18 protein-coding genes, 6 tRNA genes and 4 pseudogenes are annotated in these 25,375 nt (G+C 60.3%); 18 read left to right on the forward strand and 10 right to left on the reverse strand.

The window, feature by feature from the left end:
• Positions 1-5: 5 nt before the first annotated feature.
• A complete protein-coding gene (gene znuC / locus ACF2JD_RS20040) occupies positions 6-770 on the reverse strand; it encodes a zinc ABC transporter ATP-binding protein ZnuC (protein WP_025325607.1) in 765 nt (254 codons plus the stop codon).
• 94 nt (positions 771-864) lie between these two features.
• On the opposite strand from znuC, the gene znuA reads away from it, so the two are divergent.
• Both znuA and ACF2JD_RS20050 read left to right on the forward strand, forming a co-directional pair.
• The gene (gene znuA, locus ACF2JD_RS20045; protein ID WP_440988056.1) at positions 865-1,803 is read left to right on the forward strand and encodes a zinc ABC transporter substrate-binding protein ZnuA; all 939 of its coding nucleotides are present in this window, start codon (positions 865-867) and stop codon (positions 1,801-1,803) included.
• 76 nt (positions 1,804-1,879) lie between these two features.
• The gene (locus tag ACF2JD_RS20050) at positions 1,880-2,554 is read left to right on the forward strand and encodes a transglutaminase-like cysteine peptidase (protein ID WP_440988057.1); all 675 of its coding nucleotides are present in this window, start codon (positions 1,880-1,882) and stop codon (positions 2,552-2,554) included.
• Here ACF2JD_RS20050 and ACF2JD_RS20055 read toward each other — a convergent pair.
• Both ACF2JD_RS20055 and ACF2JD_RS20060 read right to left on the reverse strand, forming a co-directional pair.
• Positions 2,549-3,490, reverse strand: a complete 942-nt coding sequence (locus ACF2JD_RS20055; RefSeq protein ID WP_440988058.1) for a TAXI family TRAP transporter solute-binding subunit — start codon at positions 3,488-3,490, stop codon at positions 2,549-2,551. The genes ACF2JD_RS20050 and ACF2JD_RS20055 overlap by 6 nt on opposite strands.
• Positions 3,487-4,780, reverse strand: a pseudogene (locus ACF2JD_RS20060) (LapD/MoxY N-terminal periplasmic domain-containing protein). Before ACF2JD_RS20060 ends, ACF2JD_RS20055 begins: the two are co-directional and overlap by 4 nt.
• A gap of 270 nt (positions 4,781-5,050) precedes the next feature.
• Between ACF2JD_RS20060 and mepM the strand changes: the two are divergent.
• Positions 5,051-6,388, forward strand: a complete 1,338-nt coding sequence (gene mepM / locus ACF2JD_RS20065) for a murein DD-endopeptidase MepM (RefSeq protein ID WP_440988059.1) — start codon at positions 5,051-5,053, stop codon at positions 6,386-6,388.
• A gap of 66 nt (positions 6,389-6,454) precedes the next feature.
• Here mepM and ACF2JD_RS20070 read toward each other — a convergent pair whose 3' ends face one another.
• Positions 6,455-7,399: a D-2-hydroxyacid dehydrogenase gene (locus ACF2JD_RS20070; protein ID WP_440988060.1), complete on the reverse strand. Its 945-nt coding sequence runs from the start codon at positions 7,397-7,399 to the stop codon at positions 6,455-6,457.
• Positions 7,400-7,560: 161 nt separating this feature from the next.
• Between ACF2JD_RS20070 and ACF2JD_RS20075 the strand changes: the two genes are divergently transcribed.
• On the forward strand, positions 7,561-8,142 hold the full coding sequence (locus ACF2JD_RS20075; RefSeq protein WP_106885051.1) for a YjaG family protein: 582 nt from the start codon (positions 7,561-7,563) through the stop codon (positions 8,140-8,142).
• Between the two features lie 65 nt (positions 8,143-8,207).
• On the opposite strand, the gene ACF2JD_RS20080 is transcribed toward ACF2JD_RS20075, so the two are convergent.
• A complete protein-coding gene (locus tag ACF2JD_RS20080; RefSeq protein WP_025325615.1) occupies positions 8,208-8,687 on the reverse strand; it encodes a MarR family winged helix-turn-helix transcriptional regulator in 480 nt (159 codons plus the stop codon).
• A 163-nt stretch (positions 8,688-8,850) separates the two neighbouring features.
• Between ACF2JD_RS20080 and ACF2JD_RS20085 the strand changes: the two genes are divergently transcribed.
• Both ACF2JD_RS20085 and ACF2JD_RS20090 read left to right on the forward strand, forming a co-directional pair.
• Positions 8,851-9,378, forward strand: a complete 528-nt coding sequence (locus ACF2JD_RS20085; RefSeq protein WP_111913441.1) for a hypothetical protein — start codon at positions 8,851-8,853, stop codon at positions 9,376-9,378.
• Between the two features lie 9 nt (positions 9,379-9,387).
• Positions 9,388-10,986, forward strand: a complete 1,599-nt coding sequence (locus tag ACF2JD_RS20090; RefSeq protein WP_106885050.1) for a BCCT family transporter — start codon at positions 9,388-9,390, stop codon at positions 10,984-10,986.
• A gap of 78 nt (positions 10,987-11,064) precedes the next feature.
• Here the strand turns inward: ACF2JD_RS20090 and mutS are convergent, their stop codons facing one another.
• Together mutS and ACF2JD_RS20100 are read right to left on the reverse strand one after the other, a co-directional pair.
• Positions 11,065-13,635 carry a DNA mismatch repair protein MutS gene (mutS, locus tag ACF2JD_RS20095; RefSeq protein ID WP_440988061.1) on the reverse strand — a complete coding sequence of 857 codons (2,571 nt, stop codon included), beginning with the start codon at positions 13,633-13,635 and terminating at the stop codon, positions 11,065-11,067.
• Between the two features lie 258 nt (positions 13,636-13,893).
• On the reverse strand, positions 13,894-14,301 hold the full coding sequence (locus tag ACF2JD_RS20100; RefSeq protein WP_440988062.1) for a Spy/CpxP family protein refolding chaperone: 408 nt from the start codon (positions 14,299-14,301) through the stop codon (positions 13,894-13,896).
• A gap of 249 nt (positions 14,302-14,550) precedes the next feature.
• Between ACF2JD_RS20100 and pncC the strand changes: the two genes are divergently transcribed.
• The 12 genes and pseudogenes from pncC (at position 14,551) to ACF2JD_RS20160 (ending at position 21,965) form a co-directional block, all read left to right on the forward strand.
• The gene (gene pncC, locus ACF2JD_RS20105; RefSeq protein WP_440988082.1) at positions 14,551-15,042 is read left to right on the forward strand and encodes a nicotinamide-nucleotide amidase; all 492 of its coding nucleotides are present in this window, start codon (positions 14,551-14,553) and stop codon (positions 15,040-15,042) included.
• Between the two features lie 80 nt (positions 15,043-15,122).
• Entirely contained in the window at positions 15,123-16,184 is a 1,062-nt protein-coding gene (gene recA / locus ACF2JD_RS20110) for a recombinase RecA (protein WP_106885048.1), read from the forward strand.
• A gap of 40 nt (positions 16,185-16,224) precedes the next feature.
• A complete protein-coding gene (locus ACF2JD_RS20115; RefSeq protein WP_163135674.1) occupies positions 16,225-16,725 on the forward strand; it encodes a regulatory protein RecX in 501 nt (166 codons plus the stop codon).
• Positions 16,726-17,001: 276 nt separating this feature from the next.
• Positions 17,002-19,538: pseudogene (gene alaS, locus ACF2JD_RS20120) on the forward strand (alanine--tRNA ligase).
• A gap of 16 nt (positions 19,539-19,554) precedes the next feature.
• Positions 19,555-20,802, forward strand: a complete 1,248-nt coding sequence (locus tag ACF2JD_RS20125; protein ID WP_005332431.1) for an aspartate kinase — start codon at positions 19,555-19,557, stop codon at positions 20,800-20,802.
• 93 nt (positions 20,803-20,895) lie between these two features.
• Positions 20,896-21,084 carry a carbon storage regulator CsrA gene (gene csrA, locus ACF2JD_RS20130; protein WP_440988063.1) on the forward strand — a complete coding sequence of 63 codons (189 nt, stop codon included), beginning with the start codon at positions 20,896-20,898 and terminating at the stop codon, positions 21,082-21,084.
• A gap of 225 nt (positions 21,085-21,309) precedes the next feature.
• Positions 21,310-21,402, forward strand: a tRNA-Ser gene (locus tag ACF2JD_RS20135).
• A gap of 3 nt (positions 21,403-21,405) precedes the next feature.
• Positions 21,406-21,482: transfer RNA gene (locus ACF2JD_RS20140), tRNA-Arg, on the forward strand.
• Positions 21,483-21,580: 98 nt separating this feature from the next.
• A tRNA-Arg gene (locus ACF2JD_RS20145) sits at positions 21,581-21,657 on the forward strand.
• A 26-nt stretch (positions 21,658-21,683) separates the two neighbouring features.
• A tRNA-Arg gene (locus ACF2JD_RS20150) sits at positions 21,684-21,760 on the forward strand.
• A gap of 26 nt (positions 21,761-21,786) precedes the next feature.
• Positions 21,787-21,863 (forward strand) — tRNA-Arg (locus ACF2JD_RS20155).
• A gap of 25 nt (positions 21,864-21,888) precedes the next feature.
• Positions 21,889-21,965, forward strand: a tRNA-Arg gene (locus ACF2JD_RS20160).
• 346 nt (positions 21,966-22,311) lie between these two features.
• Here ACF2JD_RS20160 and pbpG read toward each other — a convergent pair.
• The 3 genes and pseudogenes from pbpG to ACF2JD_RS20175 all read right to left on the reverse strand — a co-directional run bounded on the left by pbpG (position 22,312) and on the right by ACF2JD_RS20175 (position 25,264).
• A pseudogene (gene pbpG, locus ACF2JD_RS20165) lies at positions 22,312-23,135 on the reverse strand (D-alanyl-D-alanine endopeptidase).
• Positions 23,136-23,286: 151 nt separating this feature from the next.
• Positions 23,287-23,953: pseudogene (locus ACF2JD_RS20170) on the reverse strand (DedA family protein).
• Between the two features lie 18 nt (positions 23,954-23,971).
• Positions 23,972-25,264, reverse strand: coding sequence for a hemolysin family protein (locus tag ACF2JD_RS20175; RefSeq protein ID WP_404835514.1), 1,293 nt, complete (start codon positions 25,262-25,264; stop codon positions 23,972-23,974).
• Positions 25,265-25,375: the final 111 nt, after the last annotated feature.

Genomic DNA, 25,375 nt, shown 5'->3' on the forward strand with positions numbered 1-25,375 from the left:
TGCGCTTATGGATTGCGAGACGGCAGGCGGATGACGGGGACCTGCGGCTCATGATGATGGTGTTCGCCGTCGCAGTGATGATGGTGGGTGTAGACCGCCAGCACCTCCCGCTCCGGGCGCCCGAACAGGCGGGCAAATTCGGGGTGGCGTGCCACGCTCTCCGGCTCGCCGTGGCAGCAGACATGGCGATTGAGGCAGATCACCTCGTGGGTGCTGGCCATCACCAGGTGCAGATCGTGGGAGACCATCAGCACGGCGCAGTTGAACTCGGCCGCCAGCTGGCTGATGAGGGCGTAAAGCTCGATCTGGCCCGTGATATCCACCCCCTGGACCGGTTCGTCCAGCACCAGCAGCTCGGGCTTGACCAGCAGGGCGCGGGCCAGCAGCACTCGCTGCATCTCGCCGCCGGAGAGTTTCTGCATCCGGTTGTCCAGCAGCTCCTGGGCGCCGACCCGCTCCAGCGCTTCCTCGATGGAGAGGCGGCTGTTCTTGCCGAGCTGGAGGAAGCGGCGCACCGTCAGTGGCAGGGTGGGATCCAGATAGAGGCGCTGGGGAACATAGCCGACCCGCAGATCGCGACGACGAATGATCTTGCCGGAGTCCGGGTTGAGCAGGCCCAGTACCAGCTTGCTCAGGGTGCTCTTGCCCGCCCCGTTGGGGCCGACTAGCGTGGTGATTTTGCCTTTGTTCAGGGTAAAGGAGACCTTGTCGAGCACGGACCGTCCGTCAAATGACAGACAGACCTCTTTCAGCTCCACCAGTTGGGTCATGACAGCTCCGGGGTTTACAGCCTGTGAGAGTTATAATATAACAGCGACGTTGGTTTGTTATATTATCACACACTCACTCCCTGACGAGACCTCTATGCGAATTCTTACTCTGATCACTGCGTTGCTGGCAGTGAGTCTGCCTGTCCGCGCCCTCGAGGTGCTGACCACCATCAAACCCCTGGGTTTTATCGCGGCGGCCATCACGGATGGCGTGAGCGAGCCCAAAGTCTTGCTGCCAACCGGCGCCTCTCCCCATGACTTCTCCCTGCGTCCTTCCGATATTCGCAGCATCAATGACGCCGATCTGGTGGTGTGGGTCGGCCCCGAGCTGGAAGGTTTCATGGCCAAGCCGCTGGCCGAGCATCCCCACAAGCTGACCCTGACCCAGGTTCCGGGGATGCCGCTGTTCAACTACGCGACTCAGGGCCGCCAGGATACCGCTCATCATGACGACCACGACCATGACCACGCCGCCCATGAGCACGATGACCACGATGAAGGTCATGAGGGGCATCACCACGAGGGCGTGGATCCCCATATCTGGCTGGGGCCGACCCAGGCCAAGGTGATTGCCAAGGCAATCGCGACCGAGCTTGGCAAGCAGGATCCAGCCAATCAGGCCCGTTATGCCGCCAACCTCGCCGCATTCGATGCCAAGGTGGACGCCAAGGACAAGGTGATCGCCGAACAGATGAAGGCGGTGAACCAGAAGGGCTATTTCGTGTTTCACGAGGCCTATGGTTACTGGGAGCGTCACTACGGCATGAGCTCCAAGGGCCACTTCACTGTGAGCCCGGAGCGTCGCCCCGGCGCCAAGACCCTGGTGGAGATCCGCAAGGCGCTTGAAGAGAAACAGGCGAGCTGCATCTATGCCGAGCCGCAATTCTCGCCTGCGGTGATCGAATCGGTCGCCCGCAACACGGGCGCCAAGGTGTTGCTGCTCGATGAAGTGGGTGAGCAGGTGCCGCTTGGTGCTGATGCTTATCCGCGCTTCATGCAACAGCTGGCCGACGCCTTCGCCCAGTGCCGCTGAGTCATCCCAGACTCGCCCTATGGGGCGGCCGCGGCCAACTATACTGACCTCCAGCGTCTGATATGGAGCGTCAGTTATGAAATTATTGCTTGTCCCCACCTGCACCCTGGCACTGTTCTGTGCCAGCGTGCAGGCCTCCCGCCTGTCCGAGCACATTGCCAGCCCCGAGCTGAAGGCAAAAATGCAGGAAGTCTATGGCGCCAGGGCTATCCAGCGCGCCGAGGCCTTTTCACGCCTGCTCGCGCCCAGAGCGGGCACCACGGATCAGCAGAAGCTGGAACTGGTCAATAACTACTTCAACAATCTGACCTACAGCGAGGATCCCAGGCTATGGGGAGATGAGGACTACTGGGCCAATCCGCTGGAATTTATCGGGGCCAGGGGGGGGGACTGCGAGGATTACAGCATTTCCAAGTACTACACCCTGATGGAACTCGGCGTCGACGAGAAGAAACTGCGGCTGGCCTATGTGAAGGCGATCCGCTACAACCAGTTTCACATGGTGACGCTCTACTTCCCGACGACCAAGTCCGATCCCTTGGTGCTGGACAATATCAACGGCCGTATCCTGCCCGGCAGCCAGCGCAACGATCTGCAACCCGTGTACAGTTTCGACGCCAAGAGCATCTGGGTCATGAAGTCACGTCGTGAGGGAACCCTGGCCGGGAGTGCCGATCGCCTGACCCAGTGGAAGTCGATGCAGAGCCGCTTCTCCAGCGAGCATCTGCGTGCTCCCCGTCGCCAGCTATAGCTTGCCTGCGGCTTTCAACTCCTCGAAATACCTCGCTGCCCCCGGATGCTGAGTGACGCTGAGCACCGGGCCTGTTTTGTTGCGCGCCTTGTGAAACAGGTTGGCATAGCCATAGGTCTGCTCGTTGAAGCTGGTCTGCTGGCTCAGCATCGCCTTGGTCAGGTGATAGACATCCTTATCCGGCGTGATGGCATTGGTCACCAGAGTGGCGGCGATGGCAAAGGTGGGGGTGGCTTTCAGATTGCCGGGATAGATGCGGGCCGGTATCTGACTGCGCTGATAATATTTGACGCCTTGCAACAATTGCTCCCGGATTGCGCCCTCGACGGACATGAAACGGATGGCACAGCGCTTGGATGTCTCCAGCACGATCCGGTTGGGGTGACCAATCACCAGTCCATAGGCATCGATCTGTTTGCTGCACAAGGCTTCGGACAGATTGGCCACGCTCTTCAGATCGAGATCCTGTTCCTTTGCCCCCAGCACGCTGAACAGTGCCAATGCTGTCTGGCGAGTGCCCGAATTCTTCAGCCCCATGTCGATGGGGGCCAGCTTGAGTTGCTCCAGGGTGGTGATATCGCCATCGGCCCGCATCACTATGGTGAAAGGCTCGGCATGGGTAGCAAAGAGGGTTCTCAATTCGGGCTGAGGTTGCCTGGCAAATGGCCCCGTGCCCTGACTGGCCTGATAGAGCCAGTCAGATTGGACGAGGGCGTAGGGGATCTCTTTGGCTTGCAGCAGACGTAGATTTTCGATGGAGCCCGAACTGGCCTGCGGTTTGCATTGCACTGTGGGGTCGCTCTTGTGGGCCAGCCGGCAGAACTCCTTGATGACCTGGTAATAGATGCCCTGTTCTCCTCCCGTGCTAATGGTCACTGATACTGCGTGCAGACTGGGCTGCCACAACAGGGCAAGCAATAGGATGGGGAGTTTCATGATGCCTCCTGGCTGGCATAGCCATCGATACCCCAACTGCGCAGGGTGTCCACGTCGTTGATGTCACCGGCTTCTGCCAGCAGGGTATAGCCGGAGGCGTGCAGGCACTGGGAAAGCAGGTTCCAGTAGAGGGGGGCCTGAGTCAGCTGGCAACTGATGAAGACTGGCTTGATGGGGTCGAGCTGATTGAAGGTGTCGTTGTTCATGGGCACATTGCTGAATGCCATCTCACACCCCCTGTTCCTGCAGCGCCCAGGCGCTCCTGGCCGTGGGAGGGAAAAGCTTGCCACATCCCAGCGCCAGTCCAGGGTCTTGCCCTGGCGCCCAGGGAGCAGAGGCGAACTGTGCCCAGTCGGGTGATTGAGCAGGGAGAGGGGAGCGAAATCCCTTCCGTCTTCTGAGTGCAGCCACTGTTGCAGGGCGCTCTGGATGGTCCGTTCGAGCTGTCCGTGGTAGGGGGGGTCTGGGGCAGTAACCGGCTATAGAGGCGGATGCTGCCCTGTGTGGAGACAAATTTTTGCAGGTACCCGCCTTTGGCGATGGGTCACCCCTTGCAGCGGCTGATGTGCCATGCAGGCAGTCTGTTTGCCCAGCTGGGTGATTTTGAGTCGTTGTTGCAGCAGATCCCGTTTGCGTTCGGAGACCAGCTGGTTGATGGAAGTGCCACCTCTTTGAGGTCTGCAGCCAGGGAGTGGGCAGGGTGCTGTTGAACTGGCGTTTGCGGATACGCACCAATTGCAGGCTGATCTGTTCGAGGGGGCGCAGCAGGCGTTGGCAGACCCAGGAGATCATCAGGGTAAATACCAGCAGCCCCGCCAGCAGCGCCAGTACCGGTGCGGCTGATGGCATTCCACAGGTGCTGATAGGCGTAGCCGCTATGCCCTTCCAGGGTGAGGGTGCCCAGCATGCGCCAGCCATCGGTCAACTCCTGCTCAATCTTGACCGGTGGCATGCCGATAACAGAGGGCAGCCAGCCGGGGACATTTTGCTGGGCCGTGGAATACCTTCTGGAACAGCACCTGGCCATCGGGATCCAGCAGGGTGACCGAGCTGACGAAGCCGCCATCGAACATGGCGTTGACGATGGTTTCGGCCAGCACCTTGTCATCGTTGAGCAGGGTGCCTTGCAGCACCAGACCCGAGGGCCGTGATGGCCGTTTCCAGGTTGGCTGACATCTGGTCGAGGATGGACTGGCGGACCGTCGTGACTTCTCCAGCATGAACAGCAGCGATGGCACCAATGGTGAACAGGATCAGGATGATTACATTTAACAATCTTGCCAATGACATACCCACTCCCTGGAAATGTTTTTGCAACATCTGATGGTCCGGGGGTGAACGCAACCGGACTTGGTTCTTAAAAATAGAAAAAAATGGCTGAAAAAAGCGATCATTTCTGCCCATGCAGGAAGGTTATGCATAAAATGTGAGTTTCGTGCATATCGCGATGAACTTTTTGTAAGTATTTAGGTCTAAAACCCAGATATTCGGTTTTCATAATAAAAAATCATAAAAACAGACCCACAACTACCACCCTTAGATCTAATAACAGGATAGCGGATGAAACGTCTCCGTCCCTTGGTAGCACAGGCTGCCAACTGGGAACCCCCGGTTCCCCGCAAACATTTTTACGCCATGCTATTGCTCACGGCCATGACGCTGTCAGCAGTAGCCGTATTGCCAGCTCCAGGTGACATCCTTGAGCGGCCATTGCGTCTGGAGTTGCCCATTGCCACCACTGGCACGGCAACCAACGAAGACAATACGGATTTTAACGACATCCCGGATCACGAACTGGTGGAAGCCGCGGCGCCGGAAGATGACATTCCGGCCGATGCCACGCCCCAGTGGCAGGATTACCGGGTACGCAACGGCGAGAACCTGACCACCATCTTCAACAACCTCGGCCTCTCCACCACCACCCTCTACAAGGTGCTGGATGCGGATGCCAAGAACAATCTGGCCCGCCTCAAGCCTGGCCAGACCATAGAGTTGCTGATCGATCAGGACAACATACTGCAGCAGCTGAAGATCCGCCTGAACATCAAGCAGACTCTGGTGCTGGAGCGTACCGACGACACCTACAGTGCCAACATGCTCAATGAAGAGGTGCAGTGGCAGCAGAAGAGTTATGACGGCGTCATCAATGGCAGCTTCTACGTCAGCGCCCGCAACGCGGGGATCCCGGCCAACCACATCCAGAAGATTGCCAACCTGTTCCAGTGGCGCCTGAATTTCGCCAAGGATCTGCAAAGAGGCGACAAGTTCAAGGTGTTGGTGAGACAGGAGACGGTGGAGGGCAAGAGCACGGGCAACACCCAGCTGCTGGGCATCGAAGTGTTCAGCCAGGGCAAGACGGTATCGGCCTGGCTGTCGGAAGATGGCAACTATTATGACGGTCAGGCGAACAGCCTGGAGCGCGGCTTCCGCCGGTATCCGACCCATAGTCGCTATCGGGTCAGCTCCAACTTCAACCCGGCCCGACGCCACCCCATTACCGGCCAGGTCCGCCCCCATGAGGGGACTGACTTCGCCCTGCCGGTGGGAACGCCCGTGATGGCGACCGGCGACGGTGTCGTGCTCAAAGCGACCCGCCACCCCCTCGCGGGCACCTATGTGGTGATAAAGCACGGCCGCACCTTGATGACTCGCTATCTGCACCTGAGCAAGTTGCTGGTCAAACCCGGCCAGAAGGTGAAGATGGGGGACAAGATAGCGCTCTCCGGCAACACGGGCCGCTCTACCGGCGCCCATCTGCACTATGAGGTGCGAGTCAACAACCGCCCGGTGGACCCCATGAAGGTCAAGCTGCCGATGGCGGAGCCGCTCTCCGGCAAGGACAAGCGCCAGTTCCTTGCCAAGGTGAAGAGCTATCGCAAGGAGATGGAGGCGGGTTGAGCCCCTCTCTGCGGATACAAAAAAGGCCCCGCCAATCTGGTGGGGCCTTTTTGCTGGTGGTTGGGCTCAGTAACCCTTGTCGAAGTCGATGCGGCCATCGAGTTGCTGACCGTCGATGAAGCGGATGTAGTTGCGGATGAAGATCTGGGCCACATCTTCCGGGAAGCTGTAGGCGCTGTTGTGGGGGGTGATGATGAGATTGGGCTGATGCCAGAGCGGGCTGTCAGCGGGCAGGGGCTCCTGCTCGAACACATCCAGCACCGCAGTGCCCAGCTTGCCGCCGCGCAATGCCGCCAGCAGATCCCCTTCATGGACCGCATTGCCCCGGCCGACGTTGAAGAAGATGGCCCCCGGCTTGCAGTGGTTGAAGCGATCGGCGGTGAACAGATGGCGGGTCTCGCGGGTCGCCGGCAGTACGCTGACGATGACGTCGGCCTGGGCCAGCATCTTGTTCAGCGTCGGCAGCTGATACACCTGATCGAAGCCGGCGCGCTCATTGCCACTGTGGCTGATGCCGAGCACCCGCATGCCGAAGTGCTTGGCGGTGTGGGCTATGTGCTGGCCTATGCTGCCGGTGCCCAGGATCAGCATGGTGCGTCCCTTGAGCCCCTGATAGGGATGGCTCTGCCACAGTCGCTGTTGCTGCTGTTCGCGGTAGAGCGGCAACTGGCGCGACAGGTTGAGCAGGTAGCCGAACACGTACTCGCTCATCAGCGGCCCGAAGATGCCGCGCACATTGGTGAGCAGGTAGTCGCGGCGGCAGCTGGCATCCAGCAGCACGTCGACCCCGGCGTAGGTGGACTGGAGCCAGCTCAGCCTGTCGGCCTTGGCCAGCAGGGGTCTGGCCCGTGCCGGTTCTGCCATCAGGATGTGGGCATCACCGATCATCTTTTCGGCATCGCTCTGGTTGTCGGCCCGCAGTATGTGCAGATGGGGGAGGCGGGCGGCCTTGAGCAGGCGTTCATAGTGGTTGTTGTCCTGGCTGAGCAGAAGCAGGGTTCGTTGGCTCATACTCTTGTTCCTTATCATGTTTGCGGCACGGCGGAGGAGGGGTCTGTCCTCATCTTACCCCAGTTGATCGGGCAAGATAGTCGACCAGGGCGCTTTTTCGTTTTCGCCACGCCCCTCGTGGGCTACAATCTGCCCCACATTTTGCAAAGGATCCGACTCCAGTGTTTGGTGACAAGTTTTATAAGCGACTGGCCGAGCTGCAGCCTTGGCAGCAGACCGTCTACACCCTGGCGCTGGCAGAGCGCATGTACCCCAACTATGTGCTGTTTACCCAGGCAGCCGGTTTCGGGGATGCGAAGGCGTTTCGCCACGCGCTGGATCAGATGTGGAACTACCTCACCGTGAAGGGATCCCGTGTCAATCTGGGGGCCATCCTGGAGGCGTTCGAGGTCTATATTCCCGAGCCTGGCAAGTTTGAATCCTACGGAGCCTACCCGGCGCTGGATGCCTGCGTGGCGCTGGGCTGTGCCTACAACTCGGTGATCTGCCGGGTGGGGGAAGAAGCCATGGATGCCAGCCACGCTTCGGTCGGTACAGTGGCCGGTTTCATCGAGATGCTGGAAGAGCGGGATCTCAGTGACGAAGAGCTCTACGAGCACGAATACATCGAGGCAGAACTGGAGTTCCAGGTCGAGCTGCTCAAGCAGGTCGCCCATGAGCGCGACAGCGATCGCATCCTGGCCATCCGCACCTTTGCGGCCCAGGGTGGCGTCTCCAACATAGGCATTAGCCTGGAAGAGTGATCTCCCCGCACGCTTCCCATAAAAAAAGCTCCCATTCGGGAGCTTTTTTTATGGCCGTCGTTTGTTCAGGCGCGCTCTTCGGTGAGCGGTCTGACGCTCAGCACGGGAGCCGCGTCTATGCCGTCGGCATTCATCATGGCCGAGATCCGTTGCAGGGAGGAGAGCAGCAGTCCCTGTTCCCAGTTCTCCAGGGCCTGGAAGCGCTGGATGAAGCTCTCCTGCAGCGGGGTGGGGGCCTGGGCGAGCAGAGCGCGACCCGCGTCAGTCAGTGTCGCATGCACCTTGCGCTTGTCGGTTTCGCTGCGGATGCGCTGCACCAGCTGGCGGCTCTCTAGCCTGTCCATGATGGTGGTCGCGGTGGCCTGGCTCATGTTGGTGTGATCGGCGAGCTGGCGCATGGAGATCTGGCCAAGCTCGTTGATCCCCTTGAGCAGCAGGAGCTGCGGCGACGTCAGCCCGGCCTCCTTGATCAGGCGTTTGGAGTGCATGTCGATGGCACGGATGATCTGGCGCAGAGCAATCAGCACTTCATCATGTTTTTCCATGGAGTCGGGGTCATCGCAGGGCAGTGGAGAGGCGCAAAATTCTCCGCCTAATCCCCAACAAGGTCAATATGGTTTTTGGTGTAATAATTTCTGCTCTAATGAATTTTATGTTAGGTTATTGGACAATTGCCGCATTTAAACCCGATATTTGAGGAGTGACATCATGAATGACGACCTGGATATCAAGTCCCTGGTTGCCGACCTTCGCGTGGTCAGGGTCCGCTATGAACTGCCAGATACCTCGGCTTTCGTGCGTTATCAGCCCGCCTATGACGAGGATCCCAACAACCTGCAGGTGCATCACTACGATGGTGAGCTGCCGCTCTCCTGCAGCGACACAGGTTCTTTCAGTCTAAAGGAGTTGGTGAACGAATTGCGCTACGCCTATGTGCTGGTGCACCTCTTCCCCGACGAGAGTGCCATGAACTTCTACCTGGCCGGTCTGGACAATGGCCTGGCCCAGCTCGAGTTCATCGGCGGCTCCTATGACTTCAACCGGCTCTGGATCACCAGCGGGATCTCCAGTCTGGGGGTGCCAATGGCCATCTTCCTCGGCAAGCGTCACGCCGTGAACGGCCAGCCTTCGGTCACCCTGGTGGATCACCGCGAGCGGGTGGCGGGTCGACTGGTCTATCGCGCCATCGGTGGTGCGGGAGATCACGTGGGTGAAGATTTTTTCAACAATGACTAAGGAGGCCCGATGAGAGCAACCAAAGGGCTATTGAAAGGCCTCAATCCCACCATGGCCATGACGGCCCTCACCGTCGTGACCCTGTTCCTGTTGTTTGGAGTGTTTGACCCGGATACCGCGGGAACCTGGTTCACCGGCGCCAAGGACACCATCATTGCCGGCTTCAAGTGGTACTACATTCTGGTGGTTGCCCTGTTCCTGTTCTTCGCCGTCTACCTGATGTTCAGCCGTTTTGGCAGCATTCGACTGGGCGACGACGACCAGGTACCGGAGTTCGGCTACTTCGCCTGGTTCTCCATGTTGTTCAGCGCCGGCATGGGCATAGGCCTGGTGTTCTGGAGCATAGCCGAGCCCATGTATCACCTGCAGGGCAACCCCTTCGTCACCGAAGGGATGACGCCGGAAGCGGCCCAGATCGCCATGCGCCTCACCTTCTTCCACTGGGGTCTGCACCCCTGGGCCATCTATGTGATCGTCGGCCTGTCGCTGGCCTTCTTCAGCTACCGTCGCAAGTTGCCGCTGGCCATTCGCTCCGTGCTCTACCCTATTCTCGGCGAGCGGATCTACGGCTTCTGGGGTCACGCCGCCGACGTGCTGGCGGTGTTCGGCACAGTGTTCGGGGTGGCCACCTCCTTAGGGCTTGGTGTCTCCCAGATGAACACCGGCCTCAACCAGATGTTCGGCATGGAAGTCTCCCAACACAGCCAGCTCTGGCTCATCGGCGGCATCAGCCTGATCGCCACCCTGTCGGCCATCTCAGGCGTGGGGCGCGGGGTGAAGATCCTCTCCGAACTCAACATCTGGCTCAGCGCCTTCATCCTCGCCCTCTTCCTGGTACTGGGGCCGACCACCTACATCCTCAACGCCTATGTGCAGAACATCGGCGATTACCTGCAAAACATCGTCAAACTGAGCTTCTGGACCAACACAGAGGCCAACGGCACCTCGGCCTGGCAATCGAGCTGGACCGCCTTCTACTGGGGCTGGTGGATAGCCTGGGCCCCCTTCGTCGGCATGTTCATCGCCCGCATCTCCAAGGGGCGCACCATTCGTGAGTTCGTGCTCGGCGTGCTGCTGGTGCCCTCCCTGCTCGGCATGTTCTGGCTCACTGTGTTCGGCGGTACCGCCATGCATCTGGAGCTGTTCGGCGGCGGTGGCGTGGTAGCGGCGGTCAACCAGGACGTGACCCTGGCGCTCTACAAGACAGTGGAGCTGCTGCACTGGGAGACCTTCGGCTGGATTGCGAAAGGGGTGCTGACCCTGCTGATCTGCACCTACTTCATCACCTCCAGCGACTCGGGCACGCTGGTCATCACCACCCTGCTCTCCATCGGCGATCAGGATCCCCCCGTGCTGCACCGCGCCATCTGGGGGCTGGGTCAGGGGCTGGTGGCGGCCATTCTGCTGGTATCTGGCGGCCTGGCGGCCCTGCAGGCGGCCAGCATCATAGCCGCGCTGCCGTTCTCGCTGATCATGCTGGCCATGTGCTATTCGCTGATGCAGGGGCTCAAGCAGGAGAGTCAGCACCAGTTCGAATACCGGCAGAAGCTCAAGCGCCATCCCGGCTCGGTCAATCTGAGCCTGCTGGATCGCATAGGTCCGGGCTGATGGCCCAGTGCCATTGAGGCAAAACGAAGGGGAACCGCGAGGTTCCCCTTTTTCATTGCCTGTGTTCCGATGTGGCCGTCAGAGCATCTGCTTGAGGCGATAGAGCAGGTCCAGCGCCTGACGGGGGCTAAGCTCGTCCGGGCGCACCGCTGCCAGCTCTTCCACCACTGGATGGGGTTGTGGGGCCAGGGTCACCGGAGCCGGGCGGCTTTCACCGGCTGCGACCGGAGTGGCGCTTTCCAGCTCGTGCAGTTTGTGACGGGCCTGATGGATCACCGATTTTGGCACCCCGGCCAGCGCAGCCACTTGCAGACCGTAGGAGCGGCTGGCCGCCCCTTCCTGCACCGCGTGCATAAAGGCGATGGTGTCACCGTGCTCGACTGCGTCCAGATGGACGTTGGCCAGCCCGCTCATCAGCTCCGGCAAGCGGGTCAGCTCGAAGTAGTGGGTGGCGAACAGGGTGTAGGCGCCGATTTTGCTCGCCAGCTGTTCGGCGCAGGCCCAGGCGAGCGAGAGGCCGTCATAGGTGCTGGTGCCGCGGCCAATCTCGTCCATCAGCACCAGACTGCGGGCGGTGGCGTTGTTGAGGATGTTGGCGGTCTCGGTCATCTCCACCATAAAGGTGGAGCGGCCGGAGGCGAGATCGTCCGACGCCCCGATCCGGGTGAAGATACGATCTATGGGGCCGATGCGGGCGCTGTCGGCGGGCACGAAGGCACCGATATGGGCCAGCAGCACGATCAGCGCGGTCTGGCGCATGTAGGTGGATTTACCGCCCATGTTGGGACCTGTGATGATCAGCATACGGCGTTCCCGCTCAAGCCGGATGGGGTTGGCGATAAAGGGATCGCTCATAACCTGCTCCACCACCGGATGACGGCCCGCCTCGATCAGGATCTGATCCTCATCGATGAGCGTCGGGCAGCGGTAGTCGAGGGTCTCGGCCCGCTCCGCCAGATTGGCCAGCACGTCCAGCTCCGCCAGTGCGGCGGCGGACTCCTGCAGATCGCCGAGGTGGGGCAGCAGGGCATCGAGCAGCTCTTCGTAGAGCCGCTTCTCCAGCGCCAGCGCCTGAGCCTGGGCGGTGAGCACCTTGTCCTCGTATTTCTTCAGCTCATCGATGATGTAACGTTCATTGTTCTTGAGGGTCTGGCGGCGGATGTAGTGGGCCGGCACCAGATGGCTGTTGGCGCGGCTCACCTCGATATAGAAGCCGTGCACCTTGTTGTAACCCACCTTGAGGGTGTTGATGCCGGTCAGCAGCTTCTCCCGCTCCTCGATGCGGGCGAGGCTGGCGGTGGCGCCGTTGGCCAGATCCCTCAGCTCGTCCAGCTCCTGATTGAAGCCGTCACGGATGACGCCGCCATCGCGGATCAGCACCGGCGGCACCTCCATCACAGCGCGCTCCAGCAGGTCGAGCAGCTCAGGGAAGGTGCTGGCGCGCTCGGCCAACTGCTGCACCGCTTCGTGCTCGTTATCCGCCAGCAGGCGCTGCAACTCGGGCAACTGGGCGAAGGCCTGACGCAGACGGGTGAGGTCGCGCGGACGGGCCGAGCGCAGGGCGAGGCGGGCCAGCACTCGCTCCACATCGCCCACCTGACGCAGCAGGTTGCCCAGCCCGTCATAGAGGTTCTGCTCGATAAGCTCCTTGATGGTGCTCTGGCGACCTTTGAGGATCACCCGATCGCGGATCGGCTGGTGGATCCAGCGCTTGAGCAGGCGGCTGCCCATGGGGGTGGCAGTGCGGTCCAGCACCTCGGCCAGGGTATTTTCATAGCCCCCCGCCAGGTTCTGGGTCAGCTCCAGATTGCGGCGGGTGGCGGCATCCATGATGACCGCATGATCGGGCTGCTCGAGGCGCACGCTGCGGATGTGGGGCAGGGCGGTGCGCTGGGTGTCCTTGACGTACTGCATCAGGCAGCCAGCGGCGCACAGGGCTGTCTCGCTCTGCTCGACCCCGAAGCCCACCAGATCCTGGGTGCCGAACTGCTGGCAGAGCAGCTTGCGGGCTGTGCCCAGCTCAAACTCCCACTCCGGGCGGCGGCGCAGGCCGCGGCGACCCTCGACGTGACGCAGGAACTCGAAGGACTCCGGGTAGAGCAGCTCCGCCGGGTTGGTGCGTTGCAGCTCCGCTAGTAAAGTCTCTTCCTTGTCGAACTGGTTGATAAAGAAGCGGCCTGAGCCTATGTCCATGGTGCCGTAGCCGAAGCGGCGGCCATCGTGGTAGACGGCGGCGATCAGGTTGTCCTGTCGCTCCGAGAGCAGCGCCTCGTCGGAGACTGTGCCCGGGGTGATGATGCGAATGACCTTGCGCTCCACCGGTCCCTTGCTGGTGGCGGGATCCCCCACCTGCTCGCAGATGGCGGCGGATTCACCGAGCTGCACCAGCTTGGCCAGATAGCCCTCGATGGCGTGATAGGGCACCCCCGCCATGGGTATGGGGCTGCCCGCGGACTGGCCGCGCTTGGTCAGGGATATGTCGAGCAGTTGGGACGCCTTGCGGGCATCGTCATAGAACAGCTCGTAGAAGTCGCCCATCCGGTAGAACAGCAGGATCTCCGGGTTCTCGGCCTTGAGGCCAAGGTACTGCTGCATCATGGGGGTGTGGGCGCTCAGGTTGGCGCTGGTGGCTTGGTGCTGTGCTGTCATGTTCTATTCCAGAAGGTGCTCTTGCGGGCAAGCGTCTGCCGTAATGGGTCTGAATCTGGTGGCCATTCTACATGGTCGGGCCGAGATGGTGAGGGGTTATCTCGCTTTGGGGAAGGCAGTCCTGAGGTTTCAGGGGGCGGGTGGCGTTGGCAGGCCGTCATGGGGATCAGAAGCGAAGGGGTGCGAGGCGTGGAGGGGGGAGGGGCAAGATCCCCGCCATCAGCGCGGGGATTGTGATCACAGCGTCAGGATGCGCTCTTAGTACATGGCTTCGTTGCCACTGAGCATCTCGTGCAGCTTGGTTTTCTGCTCCGGGGTCAGCACCTTGCTGACTTCGAACAGGTAATGGGCACGGTAGTAGCGGGCCTCGGCCTGCACGTTGCTGATGGTCTGCAACTGCTTCTTGGCGGCCGCCTCGTCCCACTTGCCAGTCTTGATCATGTTGATGATGACGTCCTGACCGATGGCGTCGAGCTTGACCGAACCGAGTTCCTTGGCCGCCTGCTCACGCAGGCTCTTGATCTGCTCGACCTGTGCGGTGGAGAGGTTCAGCTCTTGCGCCAGGGTGGTTTCGCTCTGCAGCTCGGGGGCGCTCTCGGCGGCGAAGGTGTTGGTGGCAAAACAGATCGCCAGGGCAGTCATGGCGACTTTAAATGGATGCTTCATCTGCTTTCTCCAGTATCTCAAAAGATAGAAACCGCATAGATGGCGGTGCCTGCTGATTATAGGAAGCCCCCATGTACTGGAGCTTAAGCGTTGGCGACTTGCTGCTGTGGCGCATTTGCGTCTAATGTCCGGCAGGGCCATGCCGGTCGGTCGCTGACGCAGCCGGCCCCGGGTCGGTTGCTCGCGATTCGGGGCGACTGCATAATGACCCCCATGTTTCCCCCGCAAGGGGTCATAGAGGGCATGATGATGGGGCTTGAGGCAGAGATCGACCGTTTATCCCGGGAGCTCGGCGAGGCATTGCAGGCACGAAGCTGGTTCGCCGCCACGGCGGAGTCCTGTACCGGGGGCGGCGTTGCCACGGCCATCACGGATATTGCGGGCAGCTCAGGCTGGTTCGACCGCGGCTTTGTCACCTACACCAACGAGGCCAAGCAGCAGATGCTGGGGGTGAGCATCGACAGCCTGCTGCGCCATGGCGCCGTCAGCGAGGCCGTGGTGCTGGAGATGGCCAGAGGTGGCCTGGCCCGTTCCGATGCGGGGATCTGCGTCGCCATCAGCGGCATTGCCGGACCCGGTGGCGGCAGTGACGACAAGCCGGTCGGCACCGTCTGGTTCGCCTGGGCGGATCGCACGGGTCGCCATCAATCCCTGCTCGCCCGCTTCGATGGCGACCGCCATCAGGTGCGCCAACAGGCGGTCAGACAGGCCTTGTCCGGGCTGCTGGCCCTGCTCAGATAAATTGGGCTTGATACTGTATGCATAAACAGTATACTTAGCCCAACTTCACTTCTACATCACGATTCCCAGCGGAGATTGGCATGGATCAGAACAAACAGAAGGCACTGGCGGCTGCGCTGGGCCAGATCGAAAAGCAGTTTGGCAAAGGCTCCATCATGCGTCTGGGCGACAGCAAGACCATGGATATCGAAGCCATCTCCACCGGCTCCCTCTCCCTGGATGTGGCGCTGGGCATCGGCGGTTTGCCGTGCGGTCGTATCGTCGAGATCTACGGCCCGGAATCGTCAGGTAAAACCACCCTCACCCTGCAGGTGATCGCGGAAGCCCAGAAGAAAGGCAAAACCTGTGCCTTCGTCGATGCGGAACACGCACTCGATCCTATCTATGCCGCCAAGCTGGGGGTCAACGTCGACGACCTGCTGATCTCCCAGCCGGATACCGGTGAACAGGCGCTGGAGATCTGCGACATGCTGGTGCGCTCCAACGCCGTTGACGTCATCATCGTCGACTCGGTGGCGGCCCTGACGCCGAAAGCGGAAATCGAAGGCGAGATGGGTGACTCCCACGTCGGCCTGCAGGCCCGCCTGATGTCCCAGGCCCTGCGCAAGCTGACCGCCAACATCAAGAACGCCAACTGCCTGTGTATCTTCATCAACCAGATCCGGATGAAGATCGGCGTCATGTTCGGTAGCCCCGAGACCACCACGGGTGGTAACGCGCTCAAGTTCTACGCCTCCGTCCGTCTGGATATCCGTCGCATCGGCGCCATCAAGGACGGCGACGAAGTGGTCGGTAACGAGACCCGTGTCAAGGTGGTCAAGAACAAGGTGGCCCCGCCCTTCAAGCAGGCCGAGTTCCAGATCTTCTATGGTGCCGGTATCTCCAAAGAGGGCGAGCTGGTTGATCTGGGCGTCAAGCACAAGCTGATCGACAAGGCCGGCGCCTGGTACAGCTACAACGGCGAGAAGATCGGTCAGGGCAAGGCCAACGTGATGAAGCTGTTCGCCGAGAACAAGGTGATGGCCGCCGAGGTGGAAGCCCGCCTGCGGGAGCTGCTGCTCTCCGGTGCCGTACCGGTCGAGAAGCCGGTGGCCGCGGTCGCCGAAGAGTTTGAAGACGAAAGCGAACAAGAGTTCGAATAAGGAATAAGGAAGGCCGGGTTAATACCCGGCCTTGTCATTTATGGTCGATGAATCCTCCCCCGAACCCGTTGAACTCTCCTTTGAAGAACTGTTTGCCGCCGCCCGCGCCTTTGCCATGCGCAGTCTGGCTCGCCGTGAGAGCGCCGAGTCCGAGCTGGCCAAGCGGCTACGGCTGCAGGGCTTCAATGAAGAGGTGATCGAGGCGGTTGTCGAGTATTGCCGCGGCTACAACTGGGTCAATGACGATCGTTACGGCGCCATGGCGGTGCGGGCCGGTGCGACCAAGGGGCATGGTCCCATCAAGATCCGCTTCGATCTGCGCCGCAAGGGGCTGGACGATATGCAGATAGACGCCGCATTCGATCAGCCGGAGCTGGATTGGTTCGAGCTGGCGTTCGCCCTGCTGGAGCGGCGTGCCAGAGTCGCCGATCTGGGGGATTTCAAGCTGCGGATGAAATGGCTCAAGTACCTGCTTGGGCGGGGCTTTACCCAGGATCAGGCGCGTTACGCCATCTCGGCATTGCAGCAGGGGGAGGAATAAAGGGCCGGTGCTGGCCATGGGCCGTGGCGTGTTCCTGAGACGCGTGCAGATAAGGGAGGGCCTTTTCCCTGTTTTATCCTGTTTCAAATGGCCGCGGCGCCATGATCCGCCACTCAGCCGACTCCCCTTTCGGCCTGCTCCTGTACGGCGTCCTGCCGCTGCCCCGTCCATTGGGGGCTTTTTCACCCGTGACGGGCCCGCGCGTTTTACTTTACCCCGCAGAAAACTTACATTATTGCGATTAAAAGTCCGTATCCGAATCAAGCAGGATTTTCCATGTATATGTCCACGTCAGAGTTACGCGCAGCGTTTCTCGAGTATTTCCGCTCCCAGGGGCACCAGGTTGTCTCCTCCAGCTCGCTGGTGCCGCACAACGATCCGACCTTGCTGTTCACCAACGCAGGGATGAACCAGTTCAAGGACGTGTTCCTTGGCGCAGAGAAGCGTGCCTACAACCGCGCGACTACGGCCCAGCGCTGTGTACGGGCCGGCGGCAAGCACAATGACCTGGAAAACGTCGGCTATACCGCTCGTCACCACACCTTCTTCGAGATGCTGGGCAACTTCAGCTTCGGTGACTACTTCAAGCAGGACGCCATCCGTTTTGCCTGGGAATTCCTGACCGGTACCCTGCAGCTCGAGCGCATAGTATCGGCGACAACAAGGGTGCCGCCTTTGCCTCAGATAACTTCTGGCAGATGGGTGACACCGGTCCCTGCGGCCCCTGCACCGAGATCTTCTACGACCACGGCGATCACCTCTGGGGTGGTCCTCCCGGTTCACCGGAGGAAGACGGCGACCGTTTCATCGAGATCTGGAACGTGGTCTTCATGCAGTTCAACCGTCAGGCTGACGGCACCATGGAGCCGCTGCCCCGTCCGTCCGTGGACACCGGTATGGGCCTGGAGCGTATCTCCGCCATCATGCAGGGCGTGCACTCCAACTACGAGATCGACATCTTCCAGGCGCTGATCAAGAAGGCCGCCGAGATCGTCGGCACCGAGGATCTGAGCAACCAGTCCCTGCGCGTCATCGCCGACCATATCCGCTCCTGCGCCTTCCTGGTGGCTGACGGCGTCATGCCCTCCAACGAAGGCCGTGGCTATGTGCTGCGTCGCATCATCCGCCGCGCCGTGCGCCACGGTCGCAAGCTGGGTGCCACCGAGATTTTCTTCTACAAGCTGGCCGCCGAGCTGGCGGTGCAGATGAAGGACGTGGCTGCCGAACTCATCGCCCAGCTGCCGCTGGTCGAGCGCGTGCTGCGCATCGAGGAGGAGCAGTTCGTCCGCACCCTGGACAGGGGCCTGCTGCTGCTCGAAGAAGTGCTGGCGAACCTCGGCGATGCCAAGGTCATCCCGGGCGAGGTGGTGTTCAAGTTGTATGACACCTACGGCTTCCCGGCAGATCTTACCGCCGACGTGGTTCGCGAGCGCGAGATCGGTATCGACGAGGAAGGCTTCAAGGCCGAGATGGAGAAGCAGCGCGCCCGTGCGAAGGAGGCCTCCAGCTTCGGCGTGAACTACAACGAGGTGTTGAAACTCGATTTCGAGACCCCATTTACCGGTTACAAGCAGCTGAGCCAAACGACTCAGGTGGTCGGCATCTACAAGGATGCTGTCGAAGTGAGTGGCTTGATCGCCGGTGAAGAAGCGGTGATCGTGCTGGCCGAGACCCCCTTCTACGCCGAGTCCGGTGGTCAGGTGGGCGACAGCGGCATTCTGAAAGTGGATGACGGCATCTTCGCCGTGACCGACACCCAGTATGCGGGCAATGCCATCATTCACAAGGGCTATATGGAGCTGGGTACCCTGGAGAAGGGCGCCGAGGTGGAAGCCGTGGTCGACGGGGATCGCCGTCAGGCCGTGGCTCTGAACCACTCTGTCACCCACCTGCTGCACGCGGCCCTGCGCCAGGCGCTGGGTGATCACGTGACCCAGAAGGGCTCCCTGGTCGGGGCGGAGCGCATGCGCTTCGACTTCTCCCACTTCGAAGGCCTGACCATGGCGACCATTCGCCGGGTCGAGGAGCTGGTCAACGCCCAGATCCGTGCCAACCACGATGTCGTCACCCAGGTGATGGATCTGGAAGCGGCCAAGTCCGCTGGCGCCATGGCGCTGTTTGGCGAGAAGTACGAAGACGACGTGCGTGTCGTGCGCATGGGTGATTACTCCACCGAACTGTGTGGCGGTACTCACGCCAAGCGTACCGGTGACATCGGCTTCTTCAAGATCATCGCCGAGAGCGGTGTTGCCGCCGGGGTGCGCCGCATCGAAGCGGTGACCGGCAAGGGCGCCATCGATTTCATGCACCAGCTGGCAGAGCAGTTTGAAGAAGCTGCGGCCCTGGTGAAAGGGGACCAGTTCTCCATCGGCAGCAAGGTGCGCCAGCTGCTGGACAAGTCCAGGATGATGGAGCGCGAGCTGGAGCAGCTCAAGGCCAAGCTGGCCGCTCAGGCTGGCAGCGACCTGCTGAGCCAGGTCATCGAGATCAAGGGCCAGAAGGTGCTGATCGCGGCGCTGGACGGGGCCGATCCCAAGTCCCTGCGCGGCATGCTGGACGAGTTGAAGAACCGGATGAAGTCCGGTGTCGTACTGCTGGCAACCAGCAGCGAGGACAAGGTCAACCTGATCGCCGGCGTGACCAGCGATCTGACCGCCAAGGTGAAGGCCGGTGAGCTGGTCAACCTGGTGGCCCAGCAAGTGGGTGGCAAGGGGGGTGGTCGTCCTGACATGGCCCAGGCGGGTGGTACCCAGCCTGATGCGGTGCCGGCGGCCCTGCAATCCGTTCACTCCTGGCTGGAAGAGCGCCTGTAAACGGGCGAGGTGATCTGTGGCACTCTATGTACAGAAGTACGGCGGCACCTCGGTCGGCACGCTGGAGCGGATCGAGGCGGTGGCTGATCGTGTTCAGCTGAGCCGCGCCCAGGGGCATGATGTGGTGGTGGTCGTGTCCGCCATGTCGGGCGAAACAAACCGGTTGCTGGGCATGGCCCAGCAGCTGGATCCGGATGCCAACCGGCGCGAGATGGATGTGCTGGTCTCGACCGGTGAACAGGTCACCATAGCGCTGCTGGCCATCGCGTTGAACAAACGGGGTTGTCCTGCGGTCTCAATGACCGGTGATCAGGTTCGTATCCACACTGATTCCGCCCATGGCAAGGCGCGCATCACCCAGATCGACACCGAGCAGGTTCAGGCCGAGCTGGGTGCGGGCAAGGTGGTGGTGATCGCCGGCTTCCAGGGTCGTGATGAGCACAACGCCATCACCACCCTGGGGCGAGGTGGTTCGGACACCACGGCGGTTGCCGTGGCGGCGGCCATCAAGGCCGATGAATGCCAGATCTTTACCGATGTGGATGGGGTCTATACCACGGATCCGCGCATCGAGCCCAAGGCACGCCGTCTCTCCACCATCACCTTCGAGGAGATGCTGGAGATGGCGAGTCTGGGGGCCAAGGTGCTGCAGATCCGTTCGGTGGAATTCGCGGGCAAGTACCGCGTACCGCTGCGGGTGCTGTCGAGTTTTGTCGACGGAGAGGGAACCTTAATCACATATGGAGGTGAGAGGATGGAAGCACCCCTGGTATCCGGCATTGCGTTCAATCGCAACGAGGCCAGCCTGACCATTCTGGGTGTGCCGGACAGGCCGACGGTGGCCGCGCAGATCCTGAATCCGATCAGCGACGCCAACATAGATGTCGACATGATAGTGCAGAACACCATGGGGGACGGCACCGCCGACTTCACCTTCACGGTGAATCGCGATGACTATCGCCGGGCTCGCGCCTTGCTGGAGGAGACCGCCACCCTGCTGGGTGCCGCCTGCGTGCAGGGCAACGGGGAGATCGCCAAGGTCTCCATCGTCGGGGTCGGCATGTGGAATCATCCCGGGGTCGCGCGCACCATGTTCAAGGTATTGGGCGAGGAGGGGATCAACATGCAGTTGATCTCCACTTCTGAAATCAAGATATCCGTGGTGATTGACGAGAAGTACCTGGAGCTGGCCGTGCGTTCGTTGCACTCAGCGTTCGGGCTGGATAATGAGCCTCATGAGCAGCCCTTGGGGAACAATCCCTGATTGATTTAGTTTCAACCATTTACCATATCGGTATCTTTGTAAGATAATGGCGCATATCGATATAAATACAAAACAGGATACAGGAGCAAGCGAATGCTTATTTTGACTCGTCGTGTAGGGGAAACCCTGATGATCGGTGACGAAGTGACTGTCACCGTGCTGGGCGTTAAGGGTAACCAGGTTCGTATCGGTGTGAACGCACCCAAAGAGGTCTCCGTACACCGCGAAGAGATCTACATGCGGATACAGGCTGAAAAAGTGCCGGCACAACCCAACTTCTAAGTGGCGGTTGATGACTGTGACAAGGCGACACCTCATGTGTCGCCTTTTGTTTTTCTGATAGCTGACATTGCCCTGCAACGGGCAAAACGGCGCCCGAAAGCAGGGGGTAAGTGTCGATATTGCTTGAATATTCCACGCTTTGACCAAATGCTGAGCGAACACGCTGTTTTCTCCAAAAAAGTGTTTGACTAAAAATCCCTGTGAAGTATTATCAGCCCCGCAAACGGAGAGGTGGCCGAGAGGCTGAAGGCGCTCCCCTGCTAAGGGAGTATGCGGCTTATACCCGCATCGGGGGTTCGAATCCCCCCTTCTCCGCCATTTGCGCCCGTAGCTCAGCTGGATAGAGTACCTGGCTACGAACCAGGTGGTCAGAGGTTCGAATCCTCTCGGGCGCACCATATTCGACTCATGATGAGTCATGTATCGACCGTCAGCAGGTTGGTACGCTAGAAAAGGCTTACTGTTGAGTAAGCTTTTTTTATCGCTTTAAATCAGGGCGCCCGTAGCTCAGCTGGATAGAGTACCTGGCTACGAACCAGGTGGTCAGAGGTTCGAATCCTCTCGGGCGCACCATTTAAAGTGAAATCAACGATTTATGAGCGCCCGTAGCTCAGCTGGATAGAGTACCTGGCTACGAACCAGGTGGTCAGAGGTTCGAATCCTCTCGGGCGCACCATTTTAGGCAGTACCAAAAGTTTGTGAGCGCCCGTAGCTCAGCTGGATAGAGTACCTGGCTACGAACCAGGTGGTCAGAGGTTCGAATCCTCTCGGGCGCACCATTTTAGCAGTACCAAAAGTTGATGAGCGCCCGTAGCTCAGCTGGATAGAGTACCTGGCTACGAACCAGGTGGTCAGAGGTTCGAATCCTCTCGGGCGCACCATACAGACAGCCTCGACGTCAGTCGGGGCTGTTTTTTTATGGGCGCTATTCCCCCTGCGGTGTGGATCTGCTTCCGTGGTGACGGGGCGTTCACCGTCCTGTCGATCTGCTCTTGCCATCTCTTCTGCTTCGCTTCCCGTTATTGGGTACCGGTTTTCTGACTAGGGTTACCCCCTGTCTCTATTGCCGCCTCTGCCTGCGCGCTGTATGCCTGTTGCTGCAACGGGGGATAACGTGCCATGTCATCGCTCAAGGCGTAACAGCCAACCTCTTGTGCCGCCAGCTGTGGTGTTTTACGGGTAATAAAAAAGGATGCCGCAGCATCCTTTTGAGGTGAGAAGGTCAACTCAGCTTTTCAGCCACTTGCGAATACGATTGGCATCGCCGATGGGGTGCGTTTGCCCACAGAGTTGAGCAGCACGATGGCGAGCTCCTGACGGTCAGGCTTGGCGCGCATCAGCAGGCAGCGACCCGCCTCGTCGGTGTAGCCGGTCTTGGAGAGGCGCACGTCCCAGTCCGGGTTCTTCACCAGGGGATTGGTGTTGTTGAACATCAGGCTGTAGGCCGGTGAGCTGAACCGCATCTCCCGGTTCTCATCCTGGGTGAACTGGCGGATCAGCGGCTGGCGATAGGCCGCTGCTGCCAGCTTGCCCAGATCCTGGGCGGTGGAGACGTTGCGGGTCGACAGGCCGGTGGAGTCGTAGAAGTGGCTGTTGCGCATCCCGAGCGCTCTGGCCTTGTTGTTCATCGCCCGACAAAGGCACTGCGGCCACCCGGATAGTAACGCGCCGAGGGGAGGCCATCCGGTTCTCTGAGGACATCAGCGCCAGATGCAGCGCATCGCGGCGGGTCACCTTGGTGCCCATGCGGATGCGTGAATGGGTGTGTTTGACCCGATCCAGATCGTTCTTGTCAACCGTCAGGGTCTGACTGAGATTCTGTTTGGCATCCAGCACCACCAATGCTGTCATCAGCTTGGTGAGGGAGGCAATGGGGCGCACCTTGGTGGCATTTTTTTGATAGAGGGTCTTGCCCGTGTTGACATCAAGAACCAGCGCGCTGCTGGAGCGAACGTCCAGCTTGGCAGGGTTGGGGGCGGCAGGGCCCCAGGCAATCCCAGCATTCCCATCAAGCCGACAACCAGCGCTACTGCGCGAATCCGATACCGCATACAACCGACTCCATTCCCATCCAAAAAAGGCGCTAGATTCACTCATTTTTGCCCCTGCTTTACAAGGGCCTTTCGAGACTATTTATGCTGTTTGCGCAAAAGCGCGATCAAAAAAGCCCTCGGGTGAGGGCTTTTAGGTTTGGGTGACAGGTCAATCCCGTGGCTGTACCGCCCTGCGTTTGCTGATCCAGCGCCAGACCAGCGCCACCATGCCACCCACCAGCAGCACCAGCGGCAGATAGATGATGATGTTGAGGAATTGGGACTGGTATTGCGCCGCCAGCTTGGTGTGGCTCAGGTAATAACCGAAACCGACCAGGGGCAGATCCACATGATGGAGCTGATCAGGTTGACCACCAGGAAGCGCCCCTGCGGCAGCTCGGTGGCGCCGACGATGTAGGGGTAGGCGGTGCGCACGAAGGCGATATAGCGAGCGGTGATCAGGGTGATGATCCCGTATTTGTCCAGCAGGTGGTAGACCTTCTGCTGGTGTGCTTCTCATCCACATGGGACATCAGCCGGTGGTAGAGCTGGGTGTGGCCGAGGAAACGCCCTTGCATATAGCCAAGCCAGGTGCCGACAAAGGTGGCAAGGATCAGCAGCGGGATCACCCCGAGGGGCAATACGTCTTGATAAATCAGCACGCCGGTGAGGATCAGCAGGCTGTCACCGGGTAGAAAGGCGGTAGGGATGAATCCGTTTTCCAATACCAGAAACGTCAGCAGGACTATGTAGACCATGAAGACCATGTTGGGGTCGGACAGGGTCGCCAGATCCTGATTAATGAAGGCGTGAGCCAGGTGGTAAAACTGCTCCATACATGCAAACTCCGCAGGTTAGCTGGGTTGGTCGGTCAAAGGCATGGCAAGCACCTTGTCGATGCGCAGGCCGTCCATATCCACGATTTCCAGTTGCCACTGTTCCAGGGTGACCAGGTCTCCGGTCTGGGGAAGGCGGCCAAGGAGCAGCATGATAAGCCCTCCGAGGGTGTGATAGTGATGTTTTTCTTCTTCCGGCAGGCGAACCAGTTCCAGACAGTCCTTCAATTCCGGCAGCGGGATCAGGCCGTCGAGCAGCCAGCTGCCATCGGCACGCTGGAAGGCCCAGTTGTCCTCCCCGTCTTCCTGCTGGAAGTCGCCCGCCAGCGTCTCCAGCAGATCCTGCTGGGTGACCAGCCCCTGCAGCTCGCCGTATTCATCCACCACCAGCACCATGTGTTCGGCGTGGGCGCGGAAGTGGTTGAGCAGCTCCAGGCCGTTGAGGGTCTCCGGCAGCAGGCTGCCGTCCTGGGTCAGGGCCGCCAGATCGATGGCTTCTCCCTTGATGTAGGCGTGCAGCACCTTGCTGACGTTGAGTATGCCCACCAGGTCAGAGAGGCTGCCGTCGCAGACCGGGAAGAAGCTGTGGCGATACTCCACCAGGCGCTGCAGGTTGGTCTCCAGCGGCAGGGAGAGATCAAGGTAGCGGATGTCGCTGCGGGGCACCATCAGCGAGGAGAGGCTGCGTTCGTCGAGACGGAACACATTGCGCAGCATGGTGTGTTCGTGGTCTTCGATCACGCCGGCTTCGGAGCCCTCCACCAGCATGGCGTGGATCTCCTCCTGGGTGACGTTGTTGCTGTTGTTCTGATCGACCCGTAGCAGGCGCAGGCTGGCGTGGGTGGAGGCGGACAGCAGCCAGACGAAGGGGCGGGTCAGAGTCGCCAGCCAGAGCATGGGGCGGGCCACCAGACAGGCGATGCGTTCGGCACTGAGCTGACCGAGGCGCTTGGGCACCAGTTCCCCCACGACGATGGAGAGGTAGGTCACCAGTACCACGACAATCACGGTGGCGAGCAAGCTGCTGCTCTTGGGAGACAGCCCCCACTCCTGCAACCACTGCGCGAAGGGCTGGGCCAGCAGGGACTCACCGTAGATGCCGTTGAGCAGGCCTATGCTGGTGATGCCGATCTGGACGGCGGAGAGGAAATGGGTCGGATTCTCCCCCAGCTTGAGGGCGATGGCGGCAGAGCGGCTCCCCTCGCTGGCCATCTTGCTGAGACGGGCCTTGCGTGCGGTGACGATGGCGATTTCCGACATGGCGAAGACGCCATTGAGCAAAATCAATCCAAGCAGGATCAATATTTCCATACTGCAGCAGCACTCCCGGTAGAAAAGATCGCTGGCAGTGTAATGAATTTGCGGGCGATGCGCTTGTGAAAGGAGGTGATTTGGCCCGTGAATTTTTCAATTCCATCCATG

Source organism: Aeromonas ichthyocola, assembly GCF_046087985.1.
Taxonomy (GTDB): Bacteria; Pseudomonadota; Gammaproteobacteria; order Enterobacterales; family Aeromonadaceae; genus Aeromonas; species Aeromonas rivipollensis.

Excerpts from the sequence above, each read along its gene's own strand:
- ACF2JD_RS20050 (WP_440988057.1), top strand. The coding sequence starts at position 1,880 with ATGAAATTATTGCTTGTCCCCACCTGCACCCTGGCACTGTTCTGTGCC.
- ACF2JD_RS20100 (WP_440988062.1), bottom strand. The coding sequence starts at position 14,301 with ATGAAGCATCCATTTAAAGTCGCCATGACTGCCCTGGCGATCTGTTTT.
- znuC (WP_025325607.1), bottom strand. The coding sequence starts at position 770 with ATGACCCAACTGGTGGAGCTGAAAGAGGTCTGTCTGTCATTTGACGGA.
- mepM (WP_440988059.1), top strand. The coding sequence starts at position 5,051 with ATGAAACGTCTCCGTCCCTTGGTAGCACAGGCTGCCAACTGGGAACCC.
- ACF2JD_RS20090 (WP_106885050.1), top strand. The coding sequence starts at position 9,388 with ATGAGAGCAACCAAAGGGCTATTGAAAGGCCTCAATCCCACCATGGCC.
- pncC (WP_440988082.1), top strand. The coding sequence starts at position 14,551 with ATGGGGCTTGAGGCAGAGATCGACCGTTTATCCCGGGAGCTCGGCGAG.
- ACF2JD_RS20115 (WP_163135674.1), top strand. The coding sequence starts at position 16,225 with ATGGTCGATGAATCCTCCCCCGAACCCGTTGAACTCTCCTTTGAAGAA.
- mutS (WP_440988061.1), bottom strand. The coding sequence starts at position 13,635 with ATGACAGCACAGCACCAAGCCACCAGCGCCAACCTGAGCGCCCACACC.
- ACF2JD_RS20055 (WP_440988058.1), bottom strand. The coding sequence starts at position 3,490 with ATGAAACTCCCCATCCTATTGCTTGCCCTGTTGTGGCAGCCCAGTCTG.
- csrA (WP_440988063.1), top strand. The coding sequence starts at position 20,896 with ATGCTTATTTTGACTCGTCGTGTAGGGGAAACCCTGATGATCGGTGAC.
- ACF2JD_RS20085 (WP_111913441.1), top strand. The coding sequence starts at position 8,851 with ATGAATGACGACCTGGATATCAAGTCCCTGGTTGCCGACCTTCGCGTG.
- ACF2JD_RS20080 (WP_025325615.1), bottom strand. The coding sequence starts at position 8,687 with ATGGAAAAACATGATGAAGTGCTGATTGCTCTGCGCCAGATCATCCGT.
- znuA (WP_440988056.1), top strand. The coding sequence starts at position 865 with ATGCGAATTCTTACTCTGATCACTGCGTTGCTGGCAGTGAGTCTGCCT.
- ACF2JD_RS20070 (WP_440988060.1), bottom strand. The coding sequence starts at position 7,399 with ATGAGCCAACGAACCCTGCTTCTGCTCAGCCAGGACAACAACCACTAT.
- recA (WP_106885048.1), top strand. The coding sequence starts at position 15,123 with ATGGATCAGAACAAACAGAAGGCACTGGCGGCTGCGCTGGGCCAGATC.
- ACF2JD_RS20175 (WP_404835514.1), bottom strand. The coding sequence starts at position 25,264 with ATGGAAATATTGATCCTGCTTGGATTGATTTTGCTCAATGGCGTCTTC.